Below are 24,064 nucleotides of genomic sequence, written 5' to 3'. Positions count from 1 at the left end.
TGCTGGCCGGTGCCGCCGCGGCCGCGCCGCTGATGGGCGGGGCGGCCACGGCGCTGGCCGGCAGCGGTGACGCGGACGCGCTGTTCAAGGCCGGGAAGTTCGAGGAGGCCGGCCGGGCGTACGAGGAGATCCTCAAAAAGGACCCCAAGAACCTGCACGCGGCCCGCCAGCGCGGCTATGTCGGGCTGCTGTCCAACCGGTTCCCCGACGCCGAGAAATACCTCAAGATGGCCCTCAACCTGGCGCCCGACGACAAGGAAACCAACGGGCTCCTGGGCGACTGCTACATCCGGCAGGACAAGTTCGGCCTGTCCGCACCGCACTGGGAAGCGGCCGGTGAGGACGGCTACGCCAAGTGGTTCGCGGCGGTCAGTGGTGAGGCGTACCAGGTCCACGGCGACATCGCGCGGCTGGAAATCAAGCAGATGGACCCGATTCCGCTGGTAGAGGCCTCGGTCAACGGCGGACCGACGAAGCGCTTCATGTTCTACACCGGCGCCCCGAATCTGAGCATGCGGGCGTCGGTGGCCAAGGAGGCCGGGCTGAGGGCCGTTGCCAGTCAGAAGGTGGAGTACGAGAACGGCATCATATGGGCGTACTACGGGATACTCGACTCCTTCAAGCTGGGTGGCATCGAACTGCGCAACGTCCCGGTGGGCTGGTCGTCGACGGAGTCGGGCGAGGATGTCGGAACTGACAGCGACGGCCTGATCGGCACGTGGGTCTTCTACCACTTGCTGACCACCTTCGACTATGCGGGCCGGCAACTGATCCTGCGCCGCCGCACCCCCGAAACGGCCAGGAAGGCACGCGCCACCGCCAAACAGGCGGGCGCGCAGCCCCTTCCAATATGGCTGGCCCGTGAGCAGTACCTGCACAGCACGGGCAGCTTCGCCGGCACGGCCGGCTCCCGCACAGGGGTGGTGGGCGTCAACCTCGGCGGAACCAGCGAGATCGTGGCGGGCTTGCGGGGAAAAACGGCCGAGCAGTTGGGAATCCGCAGCGACTACGACCGCGAGATCGGGACTTTCGGCAGCAGCCACCCGGCCGTCGTCTACCCCTGCTACCCGAAGGAGATCCGCCTCGGCAACGCCGTCGCCAAGGAGGTCTACTGCTACACGAACCCCAACTCGCAAATCAACGTGCCCTGGCCCTATGGGACAGGGTTCGACTCGATGGGCTGGTTTTCCCACTGCTTCTGGAAGCCCTATAACATCACCGTCGACTTCACCGACATGAACCTCTACATCGCCCGCGGCAAGGCCACCTGATCAGGAGCTACGTGGAGCTGCCGGCTCCTACGGGCGGTGGGGTAAGGGCGAAGCAGACGCCTTCACCCCCTCGCCCGGTGCCGTACCAGGTAGCCGGAGCCCGGCGGCAAGCCGCGTCAGGCGCCCGGTGGGGCGACGGCGTCGGGTGGGAGGTGGCGGGAGAGGCGGAGGAGGGTGAGGGCGGCCAGCGCGAGCAGGACGGTGAGCGTGCCCCACAGCAGCGCGGGCGCGGCACCCAGCAGGGCCGAGAAGGCGGCCGGGGCGACGACGTTGCCGATGGCCCAGGTCTGCTGGTGGATCGCCAGGTAGCGGCCGCGGAGGGCCGGTGGTGCCGTCGCCGCGGCCAGGGCCCACGACGGGGTGGCGTGCATCAGCTCACCCGCCGTGAAGACGAGGGTGGCCGTCACCAGGGCGATGACGCGCGGTGGTCCCGGTGGGAACGCGGCCGCCGCGGCGTACGCGACGCACGACACGATCAGGACCGCCCCACCGAGGGCCATGGCGTGGGTACGGCGGGCGGCCCGCTGCCGTCGCCGGACCGCGAGCTGGCCCACGGCCACCAGGATCGTGTTGAGCGTGTACAGCAGGCCCAGCAGCCAGGCGGGGGCGCCGAGCACCGTGACGGCGTACACCGGCAGCGCGACCGGAAGAACCAGGCGCGTCAGCGTGAACGCCTGCTCGGCCGCCACCAGCCCGAGGAACGGCCGGTCCGCCAGGACCCGCCGGTACCCTCCGCGCTCCGGGAGCACCGGCTCGATCGGTGCGCGCCGCCCCGACAGGACCAGGCAGGCGGTGGCCACGACGAAGCTGGCCGCATTGACCGACGCGATGATCACGAAGCCGGTCGTGCCGCCCAGCGACACCACCCCCGCTGACAGGAGCCCGCCCAGGCCGAACGCGACGTTCCTGGCAGTCGACATCAGCGCGTACAGCCGGTCCCGGTCCGCGCCCGTGGCCAGGACCGAGATGTAACCGCCGGAGGCAGGATAGTAGGCCCGATCTCCGAACGCGACCACCGCCGCGACCACGATCAGCGCGGCGAAGCCGTCCACGAACGGGTACGCGGCGAAGCCCAGCCCGCGCAGCACGTACGTGCCCATCAGCACCCGCCGCGCGTCGAACCGGTCGATGAGCACGCCGGCCACCGGATTGGCGGCCAGCCCCACCGCGGCCGCGGCCGTCACCCCCAGCCCGACCACGGTCATGGGCAGGCCGGTGACCCGGTGGATGAACAGCAGGGTGAGCGGGTAGTACAGGCCGCTGCCCAGGGCGTCCACGAACATCCCGACGAGAAACGGCCGCACGCCCGACTGGCGCTGCGCGGAGGCGATCGACATGACCAGGAGTATCAGCACGCGCGAGGGCCGTCGCGGATCGGCCGCCCGCCCTAGACGTTCTACGCCGATGGTCTTAGCACCCGGGTGAGCGCTGCGGCGATCCACGTAAAAGGCCAGGTCAGGAACCGTGCGACACGCTCTCTACGCGAATGGGGCCTATCGGTCGCGGGTATCGGTGGCATGCATCTCCGGCAACACCACAGGCCTGAAAGGGAGTCAGATGACCACGACCGCAGAGCGTACCGAGACGTCTGAGCGCGACACCGAAGAGCGGGAGGCGTTCGAGTCGCTGATGTTCGCCGCACTTGCTGCCCGCCGCGAGGAAAGCACCGAGATGGGCATCGAGCACCCGCTGATGCTGGCCATGCTCATGCGCCGCCGCAAGGAAGGCGGCACGAGCATGATCGAGCACCCCCTCCTGCTCGCCATGCTCATGCGCCGCCGCTCGGAAGGCGAGGAAACCGGCATCGAGCACCCGCTCCTCCTCGCCATGCTCATGCGCCGCCGCAAGGAAGGCGGCACGAGCATGATCGAGCACCCCCTCCTGCTCGCCATGCTCATGCGCCGCCGCACGGAAGGCGAAGAGACCGGCATCGAGCACCCGCTGATGCTGGCCGCGCTCATGCGCCGCCGCAGGGAGAGCGGCATGAACATCATGGAGCACCCCCTCATGCTCGCCGCGCTCATGCGCCGCCGCACGGAAGGCGAAGAGACCGGCATCGAGCAACCGCTGATGCTGGCCGCCCTTGCGTCCCGATAAGCACCCGATAACCACCCGACAGCCGCCCGAACAGCCGCCCGACGACCGCCCGACGACCGCGCCCGCCGGCCCGCAAGGAAGAACGCCGTCTCCTGGTTTCCCGGCAAGGGGAAATCGGGAGACGGCTCACACCGACCGAAAAGGAGCACCTCATGGCGCCGGAGCAAACCGGTAACTCATCCGAGCACAACCCTCTGGAGTCCATGATCGACGACCTCATCCGCGACATCCTCAGCGAGTCCGGCCAGACCACCAAAGCCCGCGCGCGCGGCGTGGATCCCATGGCGAGCCTGATCGAATCGGCCCTGTCGTCGACCTCGCGTACGGCGTCGAAGGCGTCGCCGATGGAACGGCTCCTGCTCACGCAGGTGTTGTCGTCCGCGTTGGCGGACGCGCTCGCGCCGGCGCTGGCAGAGGTCCTGGCGCCCGAGATCATGAAGTCCCTGGAACATCATCTGTCTCCCGGCCCGACCAGCGGCATGACGTCGGCGCGCAGCACCGCCAAAGGAGCAACGGGGAGCAGAAGAAAGACCTGAGTCTCCGGCCGCGGCGACAGGGCCCGGCCGCCGTCCGGCAGCAGCCCCGCGACGGCGGCCGGGCCCTGCTGCGTGACGGGCCGGGGCACGCGCCCGAAATCAGGGCCCAGGCGGCTTATGGCGCGTGCTGATCAGGTGGAATCATCGGCGCATGAACGCTGACGTCATCGTCGTCGGGGCCGGGCTGGCCGGTCTGGTGGCGACCTGCGAACTGGTCTCCCGAGGCAAGAAGGTCGCCGTGGTCGACCAGGAGAACGCCGCCAACCTGGGCGGCCAGGCCTTCTGGTCGTTCGGGGGGCTGTTCCTCGTCGACTCGCCGCAGCAGCGGCGGCTGGGCGTGAAGGACTCCTTCGAGCTGGCCTGGAACGACTGGCAGGGCAGCGCCCAGTTCGACCGCCTGGACGACGAGGACTCCTGGGCCGTGCGGTGGGCTCGGGCCTACGTCGAGTTCGCCGCCGGGGAGAAGCGGGCCTGGCTGGACGGGCTGGGCATCAAGTTCCTGCCCACGGTCGGCTGGGCGGAGCGGGGTGACCTGCGCGCGGACGGGCACGGCAACTCCGTGCCGCGCTTCCACGTCACCTGGGGGACGGGGCCGGGGGTGCTGAAGCCGTTCGTCCGCAGGGTCCGGCAGGCGGCCGGCAGCGGGCTGGTCACCTTCCACCACCGCCACCAGGTGGACGAGCTGATCGTCAGCGGCGGAGCCGTACAGGGGGTGCGTGGCACGCTGCTGGCCGAGGACGACTCGCCGCGAGGAGTGGCCTCCAACCGCGACAGGATCGGCGAGTTCGAGCTGACGGCACCGGCGGTGATCATCACCAGCGGCGGCATCGGCGGCAACCACGACCTGGTGCGCCGCTACTGGCCGGAGCGGATGGGCAGCGCGCCGGAGAGCATGGTCACGGGCGTGCCGGCGTACGTGGACGGCCGGATGCTCGACATCAGCGCCGAGGCCGGGGCGCGGCTGGTCAACCGCGACCGCATGTGGCACTACACCGAGGGCCTGCGCAACTGGGACCCGATCTGGCCGGGCCACGGCATCCGGATCCTGCCCGGCCCCTCCTCGATGTGGTTCGACGCGCTGGGGCGGCGGCTGCCCGACCCCTGCCTGCCCGGCTACGACACGCTGAGCACGCTGCGCCACCTGCGCGGCACCGGCCACGACCACTCCTGGTTCGTGCTCACCCAGAAGATCATCGAGAAGGAGTTCGCCCTGTCGGGCTCCGAGCAGAACCCCGACATCACGGGCAACGACCGCAAGGCGTTCCTCCGGGAACGCCTCCTCGGGAAGGGCGCCCCGGCCCCGGTGGAGGCGTTCAAGCGCAACGGCGCCGACTTCGTCGTGGCCGCCACCTTGGACGAACTGGTCGCCAAGATGAACCAGCTGACGCTCGAACCCCTGCTCGACGCCGACCTCGTGCGCCGCCAGATCGAGGCCCGCGACCTGCAGGTGGTCAACCCGTTCAGCAAGGACTCCCAGATCCAGGGCATCCGCAACGCCCGCCGCTACCTCGGCGACAAGCTGGGCCGGACCGTCGCCCCGCACCGGATCCTCGATCCCGCCGCCGGGCCGCTGATCGGGGTCATGCTCCACGTACTCACGCGCAAGACCCTCGGCGGCATCCAGACCGATCTCGACTCCCGCGCCCTGGGGCCGACCGGCGAGCCCGTCGACGGCCTGTTCGCGGCGGGTGAGATCGCGGGCTTCGGCGGTGGCGGCGTCCATGGCTACAACGCCCTCGAAGGCACCTTCCTCGGCGGCTGCCTGTTCTCCGGCCGCCAGGCCGGCCGCGCCGCGGCACGCTGAGCTATTTCCACAGATAGTCGTGACGTGGGGAGGCCCGGCCGACGAGGACGCCGCCGTCGCGGACCTGCCATTCCTGCTGCCCCTCGACCTCGTGGAACACGAGGAAGAGGCCGCAGACGCGGTCGCCGTCCACGTCCGTGGGCGGCAGAGCGGCGATCCGGCGGATCAGCGCGAGAACCTCGCCGGATCGGCCCTCGCGGACGGCACGCGCGTAGCAGGCGGCATCGAGCCAGCCCCCTTCGGGGAAGGCCCAGCCCTCCGTCTCGCCCTGCCGGATGATCCGCTCCGCCTCGGATCGTTGACCCGAGAACTCCAGCCAGCCGCGTATGGAGACCCACGCACTCATAACCACATGATGGCTTGCAGGAAGTCGAGAGTATTTGTCGGAATTGCCTGCGGCGGCCACCGCCCGGACGGCAGACTGTTGCCGCGGCCATCACGAGCCTTTCTCCGTTCTCTGACGAGAGCCCGCGGAGGGGGCCGGGGTGGCCGTCACCATTTCTCCGGACACCCTCAGCCCAGCAGCCGCGCTTCCACCTCCGGGGCGAGGCCGACGCCCGGCCGGTCCGGGCGCGTCGGGGGCCGGCCGCCGATGCTCCGGAGCCACTCCCACGTGTCGGCCACCGTCTCCTCCAGAGGACGGCACCGCAGGCCCGCCGCCACCGCCTTGGACACGTCGGCCCCGTGCATGAAGTCGTAGCCCTCGCCGACCAGCCAGATCGGCAGGTCCGTCCACGGTTTCACGCCCGCCGCCAGGATCCGCTCGGCCGCCACCCAGCGCAGCTCCGCGTCCGATCCGGTCACCTTGACGCAGGTCTCCAGGAGCTGCCTCATCGTCGCGAACCCCGGCGGGCTCACCACGTCATAGGCTCCGCCGAGCCCGCGCCCGGCCGCCGCCAGGCACCAGCCGGCCAGGTCGCGGGCGTCGATGTACTGCAGGCCGAGGTCGCGCGGCTCCGGGGCGAGCACCGGGCCGCCGCGGGCGATCCGGCTCAGCCACCAGGGCAGGCGCCCGATGTTCTCGTACGGGCCCAGGATCAGGCCCGCGCGGGCCAGCAGCGCCCGGTCCCCGAACGCCGCGACCGCCCCGGCCTCCGCACCCGCCTTGTCCTTGGCGTAGTCGCCGTCGCCGTCGTCCGCCGCCACCGCCACGACCGGGGCGCTCTCGTCCGCGCCGAACGGCACCGGCGGCGCGTACACCGACCGGCTGGACACGTAGACGTAGTGGCCGGCCCGGCCGGCCAGGAGCGACGCGGCCGCACCGACCGCGGCCCGCGCCCACGACCAGGTGTCCACCACCACGTCCCACTCCCCGCGCTCCAGCGCAGCCGGCCCGCCGGGGGCCGTGCGGTCGCCGCGCAGCGCCGTCACGCCGGCCCGCGGCTCGTGGGTGCCGCGATTGAACGTCGTCACCTCCCAGCCCAGCGCCACCCCCTCGTCGACGAACGCCCGCCCCACGAACTCCGTGCCGCCCAGCACCAAAAGCCTCATGGCATCCACCATGGCCTGGCGGATTCGGGCGCGGTAGGTGTGCACGCCCTCAGCGGAATCGCCACCAGCGAATATGCCGGGGCGGACGCGGGCCCGGTCATGTTGCGACGGCCCTGCGCGGGTAAATGTCACAGACAGTGATGAAGCCGGGACGGGACGGGATGGTGAGACGGCTGTTTCCACGCTCGATCCGCGCACGCCTGACCACGCTCGCGACCTTGATAGCGGCCGTGGTCTTCATCGCGACCGCCACCATCACGCTCGCCACCGTGCCCGACAACCTGCGCAACATGGTCCAGACGAGGGTCGAGCTGGCGGCACGGCGGGTCGCCGCCGAAGCGCGTGCCGGAAACCTGCCCCCGGTGCTGGAGACGCCGTCACGCGTCCATGTCCTCCAGGTGGTCTCGGCGGACGGCAGGCTGCTCGCGAGCAGCCCCGGCCCGGCCCAGGGCCTGCGGCTGGGGGACCTCAAGCCCACCTGGCCCCAGGTCGTCCGCGTCGGCGAGCGCACCGTGTCCCGCGGCCCCGACGAGCCCAAGACCCACTACCTGGTCGTGGCGATCGCGGCGCAGACCCCTCAGGGCCCTGTGACGGTCTACGGGGCGTCCCCGCTGACCGACGTGGACCGAGCCCTCAACTGGATATATGTCCTGGTGTTCATCGGCACTCCGCTCATCCTGGTGAGCGTGGCGGGCATCACCTGGATCTCGGTCGGGTCCGCGTTGCGCCCCGTCGAACGCATCCGTGCGGAAATGGCCGAGATCACCGGGCAGGACCTCAGCAGGCGCGTGCCCGTGCCCGACACCGGCGACGAGATCACCGACCTGGCCACCACCACCAACGACACCCTCGACCGCCTCGAACGCTCCGCCGAGACCCAGCGCCGCTTCGTCGCCGACGCCTCCCACGAGCTCCGCAGCCCCATCGCGGCCCTGCGCGCCCAGCTGGAGGTGGCCAGCGCGTATCCCGACGAGACGGACTGGCAGGCCACCGGCGAGCAGGCGCTGGCCGCCGCCGACCGCCTGGCCGGCATCATCGACGAGCTGCTGATGCTGGCCCGGCTGGACGCCGGCGCGGTCAGCGAGCGCCGCGTCGTGGACCTGGCTCGCGTGGCGATGGACCACGTCCGCCGCCGCGAGGGCAACCGGGTGCCCATCATCCCCGACGTGTGCGCCGCGGCGCCCGTCCACGGTTCCCTCATGCAGCTCGACCGCCTGCTGACGAACCTGCTCGACAACGCCACCCGGCACGCCGCCACCCGCATCGACCTGGAGGTGGCCGTGGAGGGCGACAAGGTGATCGTCACGGTGACCGACGACGGCGACGGCATCCCGCCGGAGGATCGGGAGCGGGTCTTCGAACGCTTCACCCGCCTGGCCCCCGCCAGGGCCAAGGACAAGGGCGGCAGCGGCCTCGGCCTGGCCCTGTGCCGCGACATCGCCGCGGCCCACGACGGCACCCTCACCATCGCCGACCACTTCCCCGGGGCCCGTTTCGTGGTCGTCCTCCCCCTTTACGGGGAGCCGTGATCGGCCGGGGTCTGCCGTAGGCTCGCGCCCATGGATCTGCGCCAGCTCGCCGCCGAGATCGAACCCATTTCCAGCCGGTACGCGGACAAGCTCGGGATCGAGCGCGACGACACCTGGTTCCTGCTCAAGCTCCAGGAGGAGATCGGCGAGCTGACCCAGGCGTTCCTCATGCGCTCCGGCCGGGCCAGGACCAAGGGGCGCACGGCGGACGAGCTGGACGCGGGGTTCCGGGAGGAGCTGGCCGACGTGCTGTGCCACGTGGTCCTCCTGGCCCACCATCACGGGGTGGACCTGGAGGCGGAGGTGGCGCGCAAGTGGCTGGCCTGGAAGCGCTGATGCGTGCGCCGTTACGGCGGCCGGCCCCGTGCGGGTCAGCGGGCGTCACCCTGGAGGCCCCTCGCCACGTGCGGCGGGTGGTGCCGCCCGTGCTCTGCCGTACAGGATGAAAGAGCCCCGCCACGTACGGCGGGAAAAGGGGCGGCCCGCCCGGGAGGAAACGGGCGGGCCGGAGGGAAGAGAGGTCAGTTGACGGCGGTGATCCGGTTGGTGGCCGGCGGGGCGATGGGGTTGTCCTTGCCGAGCTGCTCGACGAAGGCGTCGATGTCCAGCGGCCCGCTCCACAGGTCGGTGCCGTCCTTGAAGCCCGCGAAGGCGTCGCCGCCGCCCACGAGGAAGTTGTTCGCGGCGACCCGGATCGACTGCGTGTCCGTCACCGGGACCCCGTCGATCTTCATGTCCGACACCTTGGAGCCCCAGGCGGCGCTCCGGCTGTAGGTGTAGGTGAAGTTCGCCGACGGCTGCAGGATCTTGGCGAACGGCTGGTTGTTGGGACCGCCGGTGAACTGCTGCTCGAGCACGGTCTTGAGCTGGGCGCCCGTGAGCGTGACGACCTGCATGAGGTTGTTGAACGGCTGCACGGTGAACGCCTCGCCGTACGTGACGACGCCGTCGCCCTCGTTCGCCGGAGACGTCGCGTACGTCAGGGACGCCCGCACCCCGCCCGGGTTCATCAGGGCGATCTGGGCGTTCCCGCCGGTCTTCGTCCCGGCCAGCTGGCCGTCGGCGATGAGGTCACCGAGCGCGGACTCGCCGGACGGCGCGGCCGTGTTCGTGATGTCGGCGGCGATCTTGCCGACGGGCTTGTTGGCGACGGAGGCGACGCGGTCCTTCCACGTCTGCACGAACGTCGAAATTTCGGGATCCGGGGTGACTGTCCGGGTCACGACGTGGTTGTCCGCGACGACCGAGGCGCGGTCGATGTCCCGCGTCTTGACGTTCACGTTCAGGTCCACCTGCGTGATGACCCGCCCGAACGAGCCGCCCTGCGAGTAGACGCGGTCGTTGCCCGCCGGGTCCTTGACCTTGCACAGGTACGCCTGGTGGGAGTGCCCGCTGAGCACGACGTCGATCTCCGGGTCCACCTGCGTGGCGATGCGGTTGCCCGCCCCCGGGACGGCGCTGCAGGCGTCGGGCGACTGGCCCGCGTTCACCTGGTCACCCTCGTGCATCAGTACGACCTGCGCCTTCACTCCGACGAGCTTGAGCAGCTTCGAGGCGACGTTCGCGGCCTTCACCTCGTCCACGAACTTGAGGTCCTTGATCCCCTCGGCCGTGACGATGTTCGGCGTGGTCTGCGTGACGAGGCCGATGAAGCCGATCGGCACGCCGTTCATCCACTTGATGCTGACCGGCGGCAGCGCGGGCACGCCCCAGTCCGACAGGACCTGCTTGACCTGCGCCGAGTCCGAGCCGCCGAGGGCGGCGAGCGCGTCGGTCTTCTCGTTGCGGTTCTTGAACAGGACGTTCGCGCCCACGTAGTCGAACTTCGCGCCCTTCCACGGGCCGGCGGGCGAGCAGCCGTCCACCGGGTGGCAGCCGCCCTTCATGATCCGCCGCAGCTCGGTGTAGCCCTCGTCGAACTCGTGGTTGCCCACCGCGGCCACCTTGAGCCCCAGCTTGCCCATGAACTCGACCGACGGCTCGTCGTGGTAGGCCGCCGAGATCAGCGGCGTCGCCCCGATGAGGTCGCCCTGGGCCACGGCGATGGTGTTCTGGTCGGCCAGGGCCTTCATGTGGGCGGCGACGTACGCGGCGCCACCGGCGTCCACGGTCTGTCCGTTCTCGTCCACCATGCGGCCGGAGGATCCGGTGGGGGGTTCGAGGTTGCCGTGAAAGTCGTTGAGCGCAAGCAGCCGTACGGGCACCGTACGAGGGGCTTTGCTCGCGTCCGCCGGGAGCGTGGCGAGCATGACCGCACCCGAGGCGACGGCTCCGGCCAGCGCCAGCCGGAGGAAGGAACGAGACGTCATGGCCCAAGACGTTACGTTGGGAACCTATGCAGCCAATGGCGCAAAGGTAACGATTTGCCAGGTTGTCACATGGCGTTATTTGCCAGTCATACGCCTAGAGTTCGTTCTGTGAGCGAACGGGGGGATTGGCGCCACGTGATCGCTCACAGCGAAGGAGGGCCTGTGGGCGAGCATGTGAAGGTCAGGGAACGGCTCGATGACACCGAGGTCGCCTCGGTGCTCGGCCTGGTGGAGGCGGCGACGGAGGCCGACGGCGTCCGGCCGCTCAACGAGCATGTGATGCTCCATCTCCGCTACGGGGGCGACCCGCAGGCCCGGTCCCTGCTTCTGGAGGCGGACGGCACGCTCGTGGGCTACGCCCACATCGACCCGACGGACGAGGTCGAGGGCCCGAGCGCCGAGCTCGTCATCCACCCCGCCCACCGCCGTCAGGGCCACGGCGCGCGCCTGCTGAGCGCGGTCGCGGAGCTGGCGGACGGCCGGCCGCGCCTGTGGGCGCACGGCGACCACGCGGGCGCCGGGGCGCTGGCGGCCGCGTTCGGCTTCGAGCGGGTGCGCTCGCTCTGGCAGATGCGCCGCTCCCTCTTCGCCCCTCTTGAGGCTTCCGCCCTGCCCGACGGGGTGGTGCTGCGCACGTTCGTACCGGGTCAGGACGAGGAGGCCTGGCTCAAGGTCAACGCCGCCGCCTTCGCCCACCACCCCGAGCAGGGCTCCTGGACGATGGACGACCTGCTCCGCCGCGAGCAGGAGCCCTGGTTCGACCCGGAGGGGTTCTTCCTGGCCTTCCGCGGCGACCGGCTGGCCGGCTTCCACTGGACGAAGATCCACGGCTCCTCGTCCCACGGCCACGAGCCCCTGGGAGAGGTGTACGTCGTGGGCGTCGACCCCTCGCAGCAGGGCACCGGCCTGGGCAGGACGCTGACCCTGGCCGGGCTGTGCCACCTGCGCTCGCGCGGCCTCGCCCAGGCGATGCTGTACGTGGACGAGGCCAACACGGCGGCGATCAGGTTGTACGAGTCCCTCGGCTTCAACCGCTGGGACGTGGACGTGATGTACGCGCCCGCCGAAGAGGCGGCTACTCCACGATCGAGTGAAGGATGAAGTAGGAGACGGCGGCCACCAGGGCGGCGGCCGGAATGGTCAGGATCCAGGCGGTCACGATGTTCCCGGCGATCCCCCATCGCACGGCGCTGAGCCGCTTGGTGGCTCCCACGCCCATGATCGCCGTGGTGATCGTGTGCGTGGTGGAGATCGGCGCCCCGAACCCGATGGCCGCCCCGTACAGGACCGTCGCCGCCGCCGACTCCGCGGCGAAGCCCTGGGGCGGGTCGAGCGCGATGATGCGCCGGCCCAGCGTACGCATGATGCGCCAGCCACCCGCGTACGTCCCCAGCGAGATCGCCCCGGCGGCGGCCAGGATGACCCACTGCGGGATGGGGTCGGACGGATTGGCGAACCCGCCGACGGTGAGCGCCAGGAAGATGACACCCATGGTCTTCTGCGCGTCCTGCAGCCCGTGCCCGAGCGCCATGGCGGCGGCCGAGACGGTCTGCGCGTAGCGGAAGCCGCGGTTGGTCTTGCCCGGCTGGCTGTTGCGGAAGATCCAGTAAATTGCGATCATGATCAGGGCCGCCAGCGTGAACCCGATCAGCGGCGACAGCACCATCGGGATGACGACCTTCTCGACCACGCCGTCCCAGTGCACCAGGCTGGCCGAGGCCAGGGCGGAGCCCACCAGTCCGCCGATGAGCGCGTGACTGGAGGAGGAGGGCAGGCCGAAGTACCACGTGATCAGGTTCCAGGAGATCGCGCCGATGAGCGCCGCGGCCACGACGACCAGCCCGTGGGGGCCGTTCGGCGCGTCGATGATCCCCTTGCCGACCGTCTGCGCGACCTGGGTGCCCAGGTGGGCGCCGATGAAGTTCATGGCCGCGGCCATGAACAGCGCGGCCCTGGGGGTCAGGGCCCGGGTCGAGACGGAGGTTGCGATGGCGTTCGCCGCGTCATGGAACCCGTTGGTGTAGTCGAAGACCAAAGAGATGACGACCACGCCGATGACGAGGGCGAGCGTAAGGTCCACTGCTGGGCCTAGCTTTCCTTGACCGCGATCGACTCGACGGTGTTGGCCACGTGCTCGAAGGCGTCGGCCGCCTCTTCGAGGGCGTCGACGACCTCCTTCATCTTCATGACGGTGAGCGCGTCGTACTCACCGCTGAACAGCTTGGCCAGCAGCCTCCGGTAGACCTGGTCGCCCTGGTTCTCGAGGCGGTTGACCTCGATCCAGTACTCGTTGAGGTTCTTCATGGACCGCAGCCGCGGCATCGCCTCGGCCGTCAGCTCGGCGGCCCGCTCCAGCACCTCGACCTGCCTGACCACGTCTTTCGGCAGGTGGTCGAGCTGGTACAGGACGATCAGGTCGGAGGCCGCCTCCATGGCGTCCATCACGTCGTCGAGGTTGGACGCGAGTCGGTAGATGTCCTCACGGTCGAACGGAGTGATAAAGCTCTCATTGAGCCGGTTCATGATCGCATGGGTGCGTTCGTCCCCGGCGTGCTCGCATGCACGCATCTTCTCGGCCAGGGCCTCCCTGTCCGATCCGTCACTGATGATCTCTACCAGCAGACGGGATGCGGTGACCAGGTTGTTCGCGGAGTCTGCGAACAGGTCGTAGTAGCTGTCCTCACGTGGCGTGAGACGCAGGCGCACGTCGTTCTCCAGATGTGCGGGGATGGTCCGTGGAAAGGGTACGGGCTACCAGGCGAAATGCGAACTTCATGTCCCCTTCTCCTACTGGTTACCCTGCGTATGTTGTGCAACACCCGGGACAGAGGGTACTTTGATGTCTTTTTTGTCACGTTACCGGGGGACCGATATCAAACCTTGGTCCGATGGAAGTCCCGGAACGACCTCGACGGCGTCGGCCCCCGCTGCCCCTGATACCGCGACCCGTACTTCGCGGACCCGTACGGATGCTCGGCGGGCGAACTGAGCCGGAACACGCACAACTGCCCGATCTTCATCCCCGGCCACAGCTTGATCGGCAACGTGGCCACGTTCGACAGCTCCAACGTCACATGCCCGCTGAACCCCGGATCGATGAACCCCGCGGTCGAATGCGTCAGCAACCCGAGCCGCCCCAGCGAACTCTTCCCCTCCAGCCGCGACGCCAGATCATCCGGCAACGTCACCACCTCATAGGTGGAGGCCAGCACGAACTCCCCCGGATGCAGGATGAACGGCTCATCCCCATCGGGCTCGACCATCCGCGTCAGATCCGGCTGCTCGACCGAGGGGTCGATGTGCGGGTACCGGTGGTTCTCGAAAACCCGAAAGAATCGGTCAAGCCGTACGTCGATGCTGGAGGGCTGGATCATGTCCAGGTCGAACGGCTCCAGCCCGAGCCGGCCGGCTTCGATCTCGGCAAGGATGTCACGGTCAGATAGCAGCACGGTGAGCAACCTACCGTCCGATCGGAAACTCTGTGGGGTTGGGATTGCTGTTGTGCGCCAAGTTTCCGCTACAGTGGGGACGCGGCTTCGGGTCGCATGCGGGTGTAGTTCAATGGCAGAACATCAGCTTCCCAAGCTGACAGCGCGGGTTCGATTCCCGTCACCCGCTCTCATCATGAAGGCCCAGGTAGACCGGTGGATTCGGCGCCTGGGCTTTGATCTTTCTTAGGGCTGTTGGTTAGCGTCCACGGGAGTGGTGTACGGGTTTGAACCCGTTCGTCACCTTGATGCCCGTGAGGGAAGATCGATGTGACATGAGGGCGGCCACTCCGCGATCCTTCACAGCTGTCGAAGGCATACGAAGGAGAACGAGAAGTGGCCGCTAAAGACATTCTGCCTGCTCAGGGTGAGTGGTTCGACGAGACCCTCGCCACGGCGTCGCCCGATGTGCTGCGCGAGATGGTCGTGCGGATGGCGCAGATGATGATGGACGCCGAGGTCGAGCAGCGCTGCGGCGCCGGCTACGGCGAGGTGTCCGAGGCACGCGTCAACTCGCGCAACGGCTACCGGAGACGGGAGTGGGACACCCGCGCCGGGACGGTCGAACTGGCCATCCCGAAGCTGCGGACCGGCTCGTACTACCCCGAGTGGCTGCTGGAGCGGCAGCGGCGGGCCGAGCGGGCGCTGGCCTCGGTGGTGGCCACCTCTTATCTGCTGGGCGTCTCGACCCGGCGGGTAGAGCGGCTGGCCGAGCAACTCGGGGTGACCCGGCTGTCGAAATCGCAGGTCAGCGTGATGGCACGGGAGCTGGACCAGATGGTGAGCGAGTTCCGCGACCGGCCGCTGGACGCCGGGCCGTACACGTTCGTGTGGATCGACGCCCTCACGCAGAAGGTGCGTGAGGGCGGCCGCACGGTCAACGTGCATGCGCTGGTCGCGACCGGCGTCAACGCCGACGGGCACCGCGAGATCCTCGGCATCGACGTCGTGTCCTCGGAGGACGGGGCCGGCTGGCTGGCGTTCCTGCGCGGCCTGGTCGCCCGCGGCCTGTCCGGCGTCAGCCTGGTGATCTCCGACTGCCACGCCGGGCTGCGCGACGCGATCGCCTCCTGTCTGCCCGGAACCTCCTGGCAGCGGTGCCGTGCGCACTACGCCCGCAACCTGGCCACCTGCGTTCCGAAGAGCGCCCAGCCGTGGGTGTCGACGATGCTGCGCACCGTCTTCGAGCAGCCCGATGCGGCCTCGGTGCGGGCCCAGCACCGCCAGGTCGTTCAGGTGCTGGAGGACAAGTACCCCAAGGCCGCCGAGCATCTGGATGAGGCGCGCGAGGACATTCTGGCCTTCGCCACCTATCCCAAGACGGTGTGGCGGCAGATCTGGTCCAACAACCCGCAGGAGCGGCTGAACAAGGAGATCCGCCGCCGCACCGACGTGGTCGGTATTTTCCCGCACCGCGAGGCGATCGTCCGGCTGGTCGGCGCGGTGCTGGCCGAGCAGCACGACGAGTGGACCGAGGGCCGGCGCTACCTGGGCCTGGAGGTCTTGGCCGAGTGCCGCAAGGCCGCCGAGAGAAAGGCACAGGAAGACACCGCTGATGCAAATGTGACGAATAGTGCTATTGCTGCTTAAATAGGATTTAGATCGCAGAGTGGTTGAATCTCATACACCACGATCTTGGACGCGGCCGGCTGTTGATCTCTACGTGCCGTCAGCGTGCCATTAGGAACCCCGCGCAGGGACGGCCGAATAACACGTGGGCCGTATCCGCAAGCAGGTGCAGACTGGGCCGCATGCCTCCAGCCAACCTCAGCGAGACAGGGTACCTGCGTCACATCGAACTGCTCGCCCGCGATGTCATACACGCCGCAAACGGAGAAGGATGGCTGACCTACGACCGCGAGGCGACACCCGCCACCTCACTACACCGAGCCGTGAACGAACTGGCACGTCAGATCCGCCACTACCACTTCAGCGGTGACGGCTGCCTGGAAGACGATCTTCCGCCTATGCAGCTCGCAGGGATCGTCCTCCTCCACCCGAAGGCGATCCCCCCGGACATGGAGGGGACCTACGAAGAAATTTGCACCCGACTGGGGATGCCTCCGACAGCGGATGGCTGGGCCGTCTGGAACACCTGGGCCAACGATCAGCAACCCATCTCCATCGTCCTCGCCGACACCGATGGAACCGAGGGCATACTCGTGAACTGGGCCCACGGCATCGAGGTCTACCCATCCGCGCCACTGCCGGCGCAAGTCGTCTTGACCCGGCAAGGATGGCTCAAACCTATGACGCTCTCTCCCTTCAGCGCCCGAAAGCTCGGCATCACACGGCCTCCCTATTGGACGCCCGATGCCTCCGGCGGGGGCACTCCAGCTCCGGGATGATCGCCGCTTCGCAGGAGCGGGACGTAAGTTGCTTAGGTGAAGCCTGATCATCCCGTCCACCGTCGACCCGGGACAAGCCGAGCAGACCAGGGCCACGGGGACAAGGGGTCAACCACGGTCACTCACGACCAGTCTCAACCTCGGGTCAACGCCCCCACAAGGCAAGACCCCTGCAATTCCCAAGCAGGCAGCGCGGGTTCGATTCCCGTCACCCGCTCCACGCACGAAAATTGCTGTTCGGCATGCCGAATCGCCTACTCCTCGAACCAGGCCACCAAGCGGACAGCATCGGCTCCGTGAACGTGCGCGAGCGTACGCATAACTGTCCATACTCCGTGCCAGAGGCTGTCAGGCGGTACGGCACGGCGGCGCGTGGCACGCTCAACACGAAAGACGGTGTCTCTGTCCCTCCACTCAGTGCCTTCATCCCACAGCACAGCAACCTGATAAGGGTCGACCGTCAAGGTATCCACGCCACTTACCCGAGCGAACCTACGGCTCCATACCGAGCGGTAAACGAGTTCAAGGCTCTGATCGGGAAGCTGCCGATACTGGGCTACGTTGGTCGGATGAGGCGCGGGTTCATCCCAGTCGATCGCGGTGACCTCATCCCAGTTCAACCACGTGACACCAAAGGCAGCTTCCCCCCATTCCGCCAAACCCGCTTTGGCGGTCTCCGACGCATCCTGAGGGAGCCCGCGATCGGCCGCTATCGGTCGCCAGCGGCCTGAGCTGCGAACCCCGAAGAGACAATCGAAGGCTTCGTAGTCTCTGTCAACCAACATCTTCAGCGAGATAGCAGCGCACCAAACGGTCTCACCGACATCGAGTCCGGGAGTCCATGTGCGGCACTCGATGAATCCATGGATGTCGGTTCCCATGCCGAGATCTTCTTGTCCGCGCGGAGGCGCTGTCCAACCCTTTATGATCACGAGTCACTCGCCGGTCGCACCGTAGGTGGGCGAGGTAGATGTCCGAGCAGAGCGAGTGGAGTTCGTGCGGGCCGCAGGGCCGTGCCCGCTGCGTTCCCGTTCGGACGGCGATCAACGGGGAGTCACGGGGACTCACAGTCACTCGACCGACATATGCCCAGGTCAGCCTTTCCCCTGCGCCGAGGCCATGGTCTTGAAAGAGTTCCCAATCCGACAGCGCGGGTTCGATTCCCGTCACCCGCTCCGCAAGGAAGGCCCAGGTCAGGGCTGGCATGGTCAAAGCTCTGACCTACTTGGCTGTGGATCGGCGCGCCTATCTCAGGCGACTTTCCAGGTTCGGTCGCCGAGCGTCGCTACGAGATCCAAGTGACCCCCGAGCGCAGCGATGTACTCTCGTACGACGTCGATGCCGGATACTTCGCCGTGTTCGATCTTGGAGATGCGAGCTTGGCTGACTCCCAAGGTGTGGGCGAGTTCAGCCTGAGTGACACCGGCGGCCTGACGGATCTCGGCGAGCTGGAATCCGCGGACGTACGCTTCGCGGCGTTCACGCGCGGCGGCCTCTCCAGCAGCGCGTTCCGTCTCGTTTCGCGGGTCGAGCGCTGCCGCTTTGGCCTTGACGTCCGACCACTTGCTGTACCGAGCGTTCATCGCTCCTCCTGCTCTTCTTCTTTGAGCGTGATCAGGTGCTGGGCAAATCGTTCATCAGCCAGTGGTATCGCTTCCCGATACCAGCGGTTCCAGCTGCCGGCTTTATCGCCGGCTACCAGAAAGATCGCTTCCCTTACCGGATCGAAGCAGAACAGCATCCGGATCTCACTCGTCCCCGATGAGGGCGGGCGTAGTTCCTTCATGTTGTGGTACCGACTGCCCTGTACCCGGTCGACCAGAGGACGACGCGCCGTCGGGCCTTCCTCCGCGAGCTGATCGATCGCGTCCTTGACTAGGTCTGCAGTCTCCGGATCGGTTACGCACATGGTCAGGTACCACGCCTCGACCTCCGGATGAAGATTGACCTCCCAGCTCATGTAAGCGATTATAACCATCTAGTCATATTCTTCACATCCACATCCGATGCATGTCGCCTCTCGCCGAAGGTTGCGCCTGGCGAGCCTGGTGTCGAGCCGATTGGTGGATGCGTAGGTTCGCGGTCCAGGCACTGCCCCGCACGGGGGTGCCCGTTGCGTGTCTCCAATCAAGGATGCCCCCGTGGCCCTGGCCGCTTTCTCCCCGCACGGGTCGACTGCAGGCAAAGTGATCAGGCGGGCAGGGGGTACACGTCGCGTGAGGAACAGCAGGTCGCAGGCTGATCGTCGTGCCATTAGCGTGCCATTAAGGGCGGTAACGAGGGGTCAACCACGGTCACTCACGACCGGCCTCAGCCCCAGGTCAACCTCCCTACGAGCCAAGATCTCTGCAATTCCCAAGCTGACAGCGCGGGTTCGATTCCCGTCACCCGCTCTCACTATGGAAAGCCAGGTCAGGGATGGTTGCCCGACCTGGCTTTGATCGTTTCTACAGGTGTTTCCGATCTTCCGTGCCCGTTACGTGCCCGATCCGTTGGGATCTTGATCCTTCAGGGACTCTTCGGCGAACTTGCCGAGAGCGTCGGCAATGGCCTGGTCACGCTCCATCGCGGTGTGCTGGTAGGTCAGTGCTGCCCAGGTGGACGAGTGGCCCATGCGGGTCATCAAGTCTTGGAAAGTCGCGCCGGATTGGGCGGCGAGGGTGTTGCCAGTGTGGCGGAGACCATGAAGTGGAAGCCGTCGTTCCCGCTTCCACGTGCAGTTCCTCGGCGAGAGTGCCGCCGGCTCGCCCCACCGTAGGCTCGTTCACGCTGTGCCCCGCCCACTCAGCGACCTGAGGCGCCGGCACTCCGTCGTTGAGCCATGACGTAGCCACTATGTCTCAGAGGTCCCCGAGGGAGCGTCTGGCGTTGTCGATGAGCTCCTTGTACGTGATGACCTCAACCCGGTTCACGTGCGTATTGAACGTCCGAAGCGCTTCATTGATCTCCCGTTCCGGCACGCTCGGCTGGACGGCTGGATGGCCGATCAGAACGACAGCGCTTGCTCGGCGTGTCTCGATGCCGAAGTCTTCGAAGATCTGCTGACGGTTTTCATCCAGTCCGACAAGGTAGTTGACAGCTTGGCCGACCGCATCATGCACCTCAGCAGTAGGCACCCAGGCTCCGCGATGTCGCTTCACCAGAGAACCCTTCATGCTCATGGCCCGCTTCAACTCGACGATGTGCAGACTTCCATCGCCGCGGATCAGAGGAATGTCTACCTCGTCACCCGACACCAACCTGCGCTGAGCGGCTTCCCCGACGAAACGCCCACCGAAGATCCAGTGCTGCCCTTCCAGCGCCCGTTGTAGTTCCAGCTCCGTGGCGGTCCTGTCCTCCACCACTTTGCGCAGGCTTGCCAGACGGGCCGAGCGCTGCTGAAGCTGGGATGCCCGGAGGATCATCTGACCATCTGAATCAGCGGCTAGGAGAGCCCATGCCTCTGGTGACGCAGCAATCCGCTGTGCGGCTTCCTCTGGGTCTTCGATATCAACCCGCTCCTGGAGCACACGCTCCAGCCACACCATCGTCTCCCTCCGGCCGCGGAAGAGCGAGTATCGCCCTGGCCGACCTTCCGGTGCTACGAGATACCGAGCGTCATGGCTGAGCGAGTTGATAAAGGCCAGCAGATCATCCACATCTGCACCGGGATGTTGGTCCAGGAACTCGCGCCCCGCCTCGGCGACGTACTTGAATTTGATCTCAAGCATGTTCGCCACAAACTGCCGCAAGCTTTGATTGCGTATGCCGTCTTGAAAAAGTCGGTATCTCTCGTTGAACTCCGGTTGCAGGATACGTTCCTCGGCGTAATCCAGAGAGTCCTGCAGCAGCCGCACGACCTCCCACTCGCCGACCGAGGCTGCGTGTCCGCGCGCCTGTGTCAAGAGTTGCACGAGCGCCTTCCCGCCCCGGCGGTGGCCGCCGCGTCCAGTTCGCATGTGCTGGAGCACGGAGGTGACCGCTCGCTTCACCTCATCGCTGGCCGCCTGCTTGTGAACGTACTCAAGCTGTAGGTCCAATGAGAAGTCTGATCTGACGCCCATGGGCTGAAGTGTGACCGGCAGGTGTGACAGTTTCTTGCGAGGGTTCCAGGGCGGTTGCCTACGCCGTTCAGGCACGCTAGAGGTCGTCCTACCGATTACGGAAACCCATGTCCCGGAAGCTCGCGAGGAAACAGGCCCAGGTCGGGGAGGTTCTCGAACTCCTCCCGGGCAAGTAGTCGGCCGCCATGTGGCGGATGGACTCATCCGGCGCCCACGACACCCCGCCTCGACGCAGGCTTGCCTCCGGCGGAGGCACTCCAGCGCCGGGATGATCACCGCGCCCGCGAGGTGCGTAGGTGGCCGAGGTGGGAGCCTGATCACCCCGCCCGCCATCGTCCCGGGCAAAGCCGAGCAGACCAAGGCCATGGGGACAAGGTTGTTCGTCCAGTGGGGCGCTCCACCTTGTCCCCATCGCCCCGGGCCGCTTCCCCTTCGGGCGGGACGACCGCGAACTGATGATCAGAAGGCAGAGTGCGTGCGGCACGAAAACCCCAGTCCAAGGGCTGATCGCCGTGCAATTAGCGTGCAATTAGACAGGGTAACAAGGGGTCAATCACGGTTACTCACGACCGCGTTTCCGCCCAGCTCAGAGCACTCACGTGCCGCGATCCGTGCAGTTCCCAAGCTGACAGCGCGGGTTCGATTCCCGTCACCCGCTCTCACCGTGAAGGCCCAGGTAGGGACATGAATCCCGACCCGGGCCTTGATTGTTTCCGGACTGATTCGATCTTCGCAGGCCATTAACGGGCCATTAGCTCGTGATCGCCCTGTGGGGACCAGTGCGCCTGCCGTGCCCTCGTCGTCGTCATCGTCGCGCGCTTCGAGCTGCCGATCGATGGCGTTGGTGATCACCTCATCGGCTCCCCTGACCGCGTGCTGGTAGATCATGGCTGCTCGGACGTTGTCGTGTCCCATGCGTGCCATGAGGTCTTTGAGCCCTGCGCCAGACTCAGCGGCCAGCATGTTGCCCGTGTGCCTCAGGTCGTGGAAATGAAGCCCGGACAGACCCATCTCCGTGACCACATCCACCCAGCATGTACGAGTGTTGAAGCCGCTTCTGCGTATCGGCCCACCCTTGGCTCCCGGGAACATCAGTGAGCCCGGCTCACTCTGAACGTAGGTGTCCATGTGCTCTCGGAGGGTGGGGGCGATGCTCTGTGGAATGCCGACCGTTCGGCGTCCGGCCTTGGACTTGGGCGGTCCCAGCACCAGCCCGCCCGCGGAGCGCTCGACGAAGGCGACGCGGACGCGGACCGTACGCGCCTTGAGATCGACATCCATCCGGCGTAGTGCGCTGACCTCGCCCCATTGCAGGCTCGCGAAGGTGGCCAGGAGCACCATCGCGCGGAACCGCCGGTCTTGGGTGGAGTCGGCCTTTCCCTCCATGGCCATCTTCCACAGTGCGCGCTCGGCCGCCGCCCGCGTGAGGAAGATCTCTGGATGTGTGCGCATCGCGCCGTGCCGTTGGAAACGCAGCCGGTACGCACCATCCTTTGATCTTGCGGACATTGCCGATCGGACGTAGCCCCACTCGATCGGCCAGCTCGAACACCTGGGCGACAGTGAGCACGGGACGCTCTTGCGCGTGCTCGTCGCCGGCCCCTCGGATCCGGCAAGGGTTGTGCGGGATGACGCGGTCGTCGGCGGCGGTCATCAGTACGGCACTTAGCAGCCGATAAGCCTTGGCCGCCATACTCACCGATACTCCGTTGCCGAGCAGATCAGCCCGCCACTGCCGAACGGTCGAAGTGCTGATCTTGGCTATCGGGACGTTGCCGAGATGTGGCGTGATGTGCTTCTTGAGCAGCCAGCGATAGAGATCGACCGTCCGGGGACGCAGACCAGGGCGTTCAGCGATCCAGGTCTCGGCGTAGTCGCGCAGCTTGATCTTGCCGCCTTCTGGATCGTTCCACTCACCCTTGATGATCTGCGCCTCGATAAGGGACAGCGCCCGTTCCGCGTCGGACTTGCGTTCGTAGGTGTCGGTGCCCGTGCGCATCCGGCCATCCGGTGCGGGATAGCGGATCTGGTACCGCCCGGACTCCCGCTTGCGGATGTTGCCGAAACGCGGTGGTTGTCCTTGTTCGCCATCAGGCGGCCCTCCCGGTTGCGTCGAAGGTTGTCATGGGCGCGACAGTCCCGGCGACGACGAAGGCGATCAGTGCGGACTCACGGATGCGGACGTGCCGCCCGACCTTCACGAACTCGATCCGGCGTTCGGCGATCAGTCGGCGGACGAAGCGAACCGAGGTGCTGAGCAGTTCGGCCGCTTCCGGAACGGTGAACAGTTGGTCCAAGATCTCCTCCTCTCAGGCTGCCTGCGGATTTGCCGAAAGTTCTTCGAGCTGTCTTAGGTGAGCGCGCCATCGCTGGCGTTCGGCGATGGATCGAAGGAGCCGGACGCCAATAGGAGCGACATCGGGATCGCCCGGTCTGACCGGCTGCCAGACGTAGCGATGCGGATCGGTGGGCTCGTCGGCCTGGCCGAGCGCTTCCAGAACCCAGGTACGGCGGTCCTGCTTGTGTTCAGCGAGCGTCTTGTTGCTCCACTTGCGGGAGACGAGGACACGGCGACCGGCGTAGCCGAGGTGTTCGGGCTTGTGGGCCTTGGACCTGCACTGGCCGGGGACCATGCCCGACTTGGCGTTCTTGGGCTGCACGCCGTATCGCAGCCAGTTCGGGCAGGTCGGTGAGCACGGCTCGTAGCGCAGGGCATCGACGAAGCGGGCCGCGTGCTCCCGCTGAGCCTGACCGTCCAAGGTCTCGCCGAGACTCTTCGTGAGGTACTTGGACAGGTACCGGATGCACTGATCGGCGTCCGGCGACCCGGCGAGCACGCCCTTGACGTCCACCTGGTCGCCGAAGCGGATCACGTGCATGGGCTCGTCGCCGAGCTGGTCGAGAGCTTCGTCCCAGGAGGGCAGAACCTCGCCCGTGTCAGGGTCCACGTAGCCGATGCCGTCGTTCCAGACGGGCAGGTGGTCACCTTCGAAATGAGGCCACCAGACTTGGTGATAGGTCGCCGCCGCGATCTGCTTCATCTCATCGCCGAGGCCCGCAAGGCCACCAGGCATAACCAGCGCACTGCCGAATAGCTCTTGTAGGTATCAAGCGGCGGCGCGCCGCGCCGCCGTACGCCCCGCGCCAG

The 24,064-nt window shown here is 67.3% G+C and carries 24 protein-coding genes, 1 tRNA gene and 1 pseudogene; 10 read left to right on the top strand and 16 right to left on the bottom strand.

Features of this window, described 5'->3' with window-relative positions:
- A partial coding sequence (locus ACWDX9_RS39140) for an aspartyl protease family protein (protein WP_449963495.1) occupies nucleotides 1-1,271 on the top strand: 1,271 nt, incomplete at its 5' end.
- Nucleotides 1,272-1,387: 116 nt separating this feature from the next.
- Here ACWDX9_RS39140 and ACWDX9_RS39135 read toward each other — a convergent pair.
- A complete protein-coding gene (locus ACWDX9_RS39135; protein WP_449963492.1) occupies nucleotides 1,388-2,608 on the bottom strand; it encodes an MFS transporter in 1,221 nt (406 codons plus the stop codon).
- A 220-nt stretch (nucleotides 2,609-2,828) separates the two neighbouring features.
- Here ACWDX9_RS39135 and ACWDX9_RS39130 point away from each other — a divergent pair, with 220 nt between their 5' ends.
- The 3 genes from ACWDX9_RS39130 to ACWDX9_RS39120 all read left to right on the top strand — a co-directional run bounded on the left by ACWDX9_RS39130 (nucleotide 2,829) and on the right by ACWDX9_RS39120 (nucleotide 5,708).
- A complete protein-coding gene (locus tag ACWDX9_RS39130; RefSeq protein ID WP_449963489.1) occupies nucleotides 2,829-3,368 on the top strand; it encodes a hypothetical protein in 540 nt (179 codons plus the stop codon).
- Nucleotides 3,369-3,520: 152 nt separating this feature from the next.
- A complete protein-coding gene (locus ACWDX9_RS39125) occupies nucleotides 3,521-3,904 on the top strand; it encodes a hypothetical protein (RefSeq protein WP_449963486.1) in 384 nt (127 codons plus the stop codon).
- Nucleotides 3,905-4,055: 151 nt separating this feature from the next.
- The gene (locus ACWDX9_RS39120) at nucleotides 4,056-5,708 is read left to right on the top strand and encodes an FAD-binding dehydrogenase (protein ID WP_449963484.1); all 1,653 of its coding nucleotides are present in this window, start codon (nucleotides 4,056-4,058) and stop codon (nucleotides 5,706-5,708) included.
- 1 nt (nucleotide 5,709) lies between these two features.
- Here the strand turns inward: ACWDX9_RS39120 and ACWDX9_RS39115 are convergent, their stop codons facing one another.
- Both ACWDX9_RS39115 and ACWDX9_RS39110 read right to left on the bottom strand, forming a co-directional pair.
- Nucleotides 5,710-6,054 (bottom strand): hypothetical protein, encoded by a 345-nt coding sequence (locus tag ACWDX9_RS39115; protein WP_449963482.1) that lies wholly within the window; start codon nucleotides 6,052-6,054, stop codon nucleotides 5,710-5,712.
- Between the two features lie 167 nt (nucleotides 6,055-6,221).
- Nucleotides 6,222-7,199: an NAD-dependent epimerase/dehydratase family protein gene (locus ACWDX9_RS39110; protein WP_449963480.1), complete on the bottom strand. Its 978-nt coding sequence runs from the start codon at nucleotides 7,197-7,199 to the stop codon at nucleotides 6,222-6,224.
- A gap of 218 nt (nucleotides 7,200-7,417) precedes the next feature.
- Between ACWDX9_RS39110 and ACWDX9_RS39105 the strand changes: the two genes are divergently transcribed.
- Nucleotides 7,418-8,728: a sensor histidine kinase gene (locus ACWDX9_RS39105; RefSeq protein WP_449963478.1), complete on the top strand. Its 1,311-nt coding sequence runs from the start codon at nucleotides 7,418-7,420 to the stop codon at nucleotides 8,726-8,728.
- Nucleotides 8,729-8,758: 30 nt separating this feature from the next.
- The gene (locus ACWDX9_RS39100) at nucleotides 8,759-9,064 is read left to right on the top strand and encodes a pyrophosphohydrolase domain-containing protein (protein WP_350733106.1); all 306 of its coding nucleotides are present in this window, start codon (nucleotides 8,759-8,761) and stop codon (nucleotides 9,062-9,064) included.
- Nucleotides 9,065-9,249: 185 nt separating this feature from the next.
- Here the strand turns inward: ACWDX9_RS39100 and ACWDX9_RS39095 are convergent, their stop codons facing one another.
- Nucleotides 9,250-11,037, bottom strand: a complete 1,788-nt coding sequence (locus ACWDX9_RS39095; protein ID WP_449963476.1) for a bifunctional metallophosphatase/5'-nucleotidase — start codon at nucleotides 11,035-11,037, stop codon at nucleotides 9,250-9,252.
- 162 nt (nucleotides 11,038-11,199) lie between these two features.
- Here ACWDX9_RS39095 and mshD point away from each other — a divergent pair, with 162 nt between their 5' ends.
- Nucleotides 11,200-12,138 carry a mycothiol synthase gene (mshD, locus tag ACWDX9_RS39090; protein ID WP_449963474.1) on the top strand — a complete coding sequence of 313 codons (939 nt, stop codon included), beginning with the start codon at nucleotides 11,200-11,202 and terminating at the stop codon, nucleotides 12,136-12,138.
- Here mshD and ACWDX9_RS39085 read toward each other — a convergent pair.
- The 3 genes from ACWDX9_RS39085 to dcd all read right to left on the bottom strand — a co-directional run bounded on the left by ACWDX9_RS39085 (nucleotide 12,113) and on the right by dcd (nucleotide 14,486).
- Entirely contained in the window at nucleotides 12,113-13,117 is a 1,005-nt protein-coding gene (locus ACWDX9_RS39085; RefSeq protein ID WP_449963472.1) for an anion permease, read from the bottom strand. The genes mshD and ACWDX9_RS39085 overlap by 26 nt on opposite strands.
- A gap of 8 nt (nucleotides 13,118-13,125) precedes the next feature.
- On the bottom strand, nucleotides 13,126-13,743 hold the full coding sequence (locus tag ACWDX9_RS39080) for a DUF47 domain-containing protein (protein WP_043625094.1): 618 nt from the start codon (nucleotides 13,741-13,743) through the stop codon (nucleotides 13,126-13,128).
- A gap of 167 nt (nucleotides 13,744-13,910) precedes the next feature.
- The gene (gene dcd, locus ACWDX9_RS39075; RefSeq protein ID WP_397369126.1) at nucleotides 13,911-14,486 is read right to left on the bottom strand and encodes a dCTP deaminase; all 576 of its coding nucleotides are present in this window, start codon (nucleotides 14,484-14,486) and stop codon (nucleotides 13,911-13,913) included.
- A 98-nt stretch (nucleotides 14,487-14,584) separates the two neighbouring features.
- On the opposite strand from dcd, the gene ACWDX9_RS39070 reads away from it, so the two are divergent.
- The 3 genes from ACWDX9_RS39070 (at nucleotide 14,585) to ACWDX9_RS39060 (ending at nucleotide 16,873) form a co-directional block, all read left to right on the top strand.
- Nucleotides 14,585-14,655: transfer RNA gene (locus ACWDX9_RS39070), tRNA-Gly, on the top strand.
- A gap of 221 nt (nucleotides 14,656-14,876) precedes the next feature.
- Entirely contained in the window at nucleotides 14,877-16,115 is a 1,239-nt protein-coding gene (locus ACWDX9_RS39065; RefSeq protein ID WP_449963498.1) for an IS256 family transposase, read from the top strand.
- 161 nt (nucleotides 16,116-16,276) lie between these two features.
- Nucleotides 16,277-16,873, top strand: coding sequence for a hypothetical protein (locus tag ACWDX9_RS39060; RefSeq protein ID WP_366313010.1), 597 nt, complete (start codon nucleotides 16,277-16,279; stop codon nucleotides 16,871-16,873).
- A 254-nt stretch (nucleotides 16,874-17,127) separates the two neighbouring features.
- Here ACWDX9_RS39060 and ACWDX9_RS39055 read toward each other — a convergent pair whose 3' ends face one another.
- The 9 genes and pseudogenes from ACWDX9_RS39055 to ACWDX9_RS39015 all read right to left on the bottom strand — a co-directional run bounded on the left by ACWDX9_RS39055 (nucleotide 17,128) and on the right by ACWDX9_RS39015 (nucleotide 23,957).
- Entirely contained in the window at nucleotides 17,128-17,754 is a 627-nt protein-coding gene (locus tag ACWDX9_RS39055) for a hypothetical protein (RefSeq protein ID WP_449963470.1), read from the bottom strand.
- A gap of 369 nt (nucleotides 17,755-18,123) precedes the next feature.
- Nucleotides 18,124-18,456 carry a helix-turn-helix domain-containing protein gene (locus ACWDX9_RS39050; protein WP_449963466.1) on the bottom strand — a complete coding sequence of 111 codons (333 nt, stop codon included), beginning with the start codon at nucleotides 18,454-18,456 and terminating at the stop codon, nucleotides 18,124-18,126.
- A complete protein-coding gene (locus ACWDX9_RS39045) occupies nucleotides 18,453-18,833 on the bottom strand; it encodes a type II toxin-antitoxin system RelE/ParE family toxin (RefSeq protein WP_449963463.1) in 381 nt (126 codons plus the stop codon). The genes ACWDX9_RS39050 and ACWDX9_RS39045 overlap by 4 nt, the downstream gene beginning before the upstream one ends.
- Nucleotides 18,834-19,349: 516 nt before the next feature.
- The gene (locus ACWDX9_RS39040; protein WP_449963460.1) at nucleotides 19,350-19,499 is read right to left on the bottom strand and encodes a hypothetical protein; all 150 of its coding nucleotides are present in this window, start codon (nucleotides 19,497-19,499) and stop codon (nucleotides 19,350-19,352) included.
- Nucleotides 19,500-19,713: 214 nt separating this feature from the next.
- A complete protein-coding gene (locus ACWDX9_RS39035) occupies nucleotides 19,714-20,916 on the bottom strand; it encodes a Shedu anti-phage system protein SduA domain-containing protein (protein ID WP_449963457.1) in 1,203 nt (400 codons plus the stop codon).
- Nucleotides 20,917-21,465: 549 nt separating this feature from the next.
- Nucleotides 21,466-22,368: a site-specific integrase gene (locus tag ACWDX9_RS39030; protein ID WP_449963454.1), complete on the bottom strand. Its 903-nt coding sequence runs from the start codon at nucleotides 22,366-22,368 to the stop codon at nucleotides 21,466-21,468.
- A gap of 169 nt (nucleotides 22,369-22,537) precedes the next feature.
- A pseudogene (locus ACWDX9_RS39025) lies at nucleotides 22,538-22,915 on the bottom strand (tyrosine-type recombinase/integrase); the annotation flags it as partial.
- A gap of 91 nt (nucleotides 22,916-23,006) precedes the next feature.
- Nucleotides 23,007-23,213, bottom strand: a complete 207-nt coding sequence (locus ACWDX9_RS39020) for a helix-turn-helix domain-containing protein (RefSeq protein ID WP_225271124.1) — start codon at nucleotides 23,211-23,213, stop codon at nucleotides 23,007-23,009.
- Between the two features lie 12 nt (nucleotides 23,214-23,225).
- Entirely contained in the window at nucleotides 23,226-23,957 is a 732-nt protein-coding gene (locus ACWDX9_RS39015; protein ID WP_449963451.1) for a replication initiator, read from the bottom strand.
- Nucleotides 23,958-24,064 lie beyond the last annotated feature (107 nt).

This window comes from Nonomuraea sp. NPDC003201 (assembly GCF_053590415.1).
The sequence above is the reverse complement of the archived record's forward strand: the minus strand, read 5'-3'. Positions and strand labels throughout refer to the sequence as shown.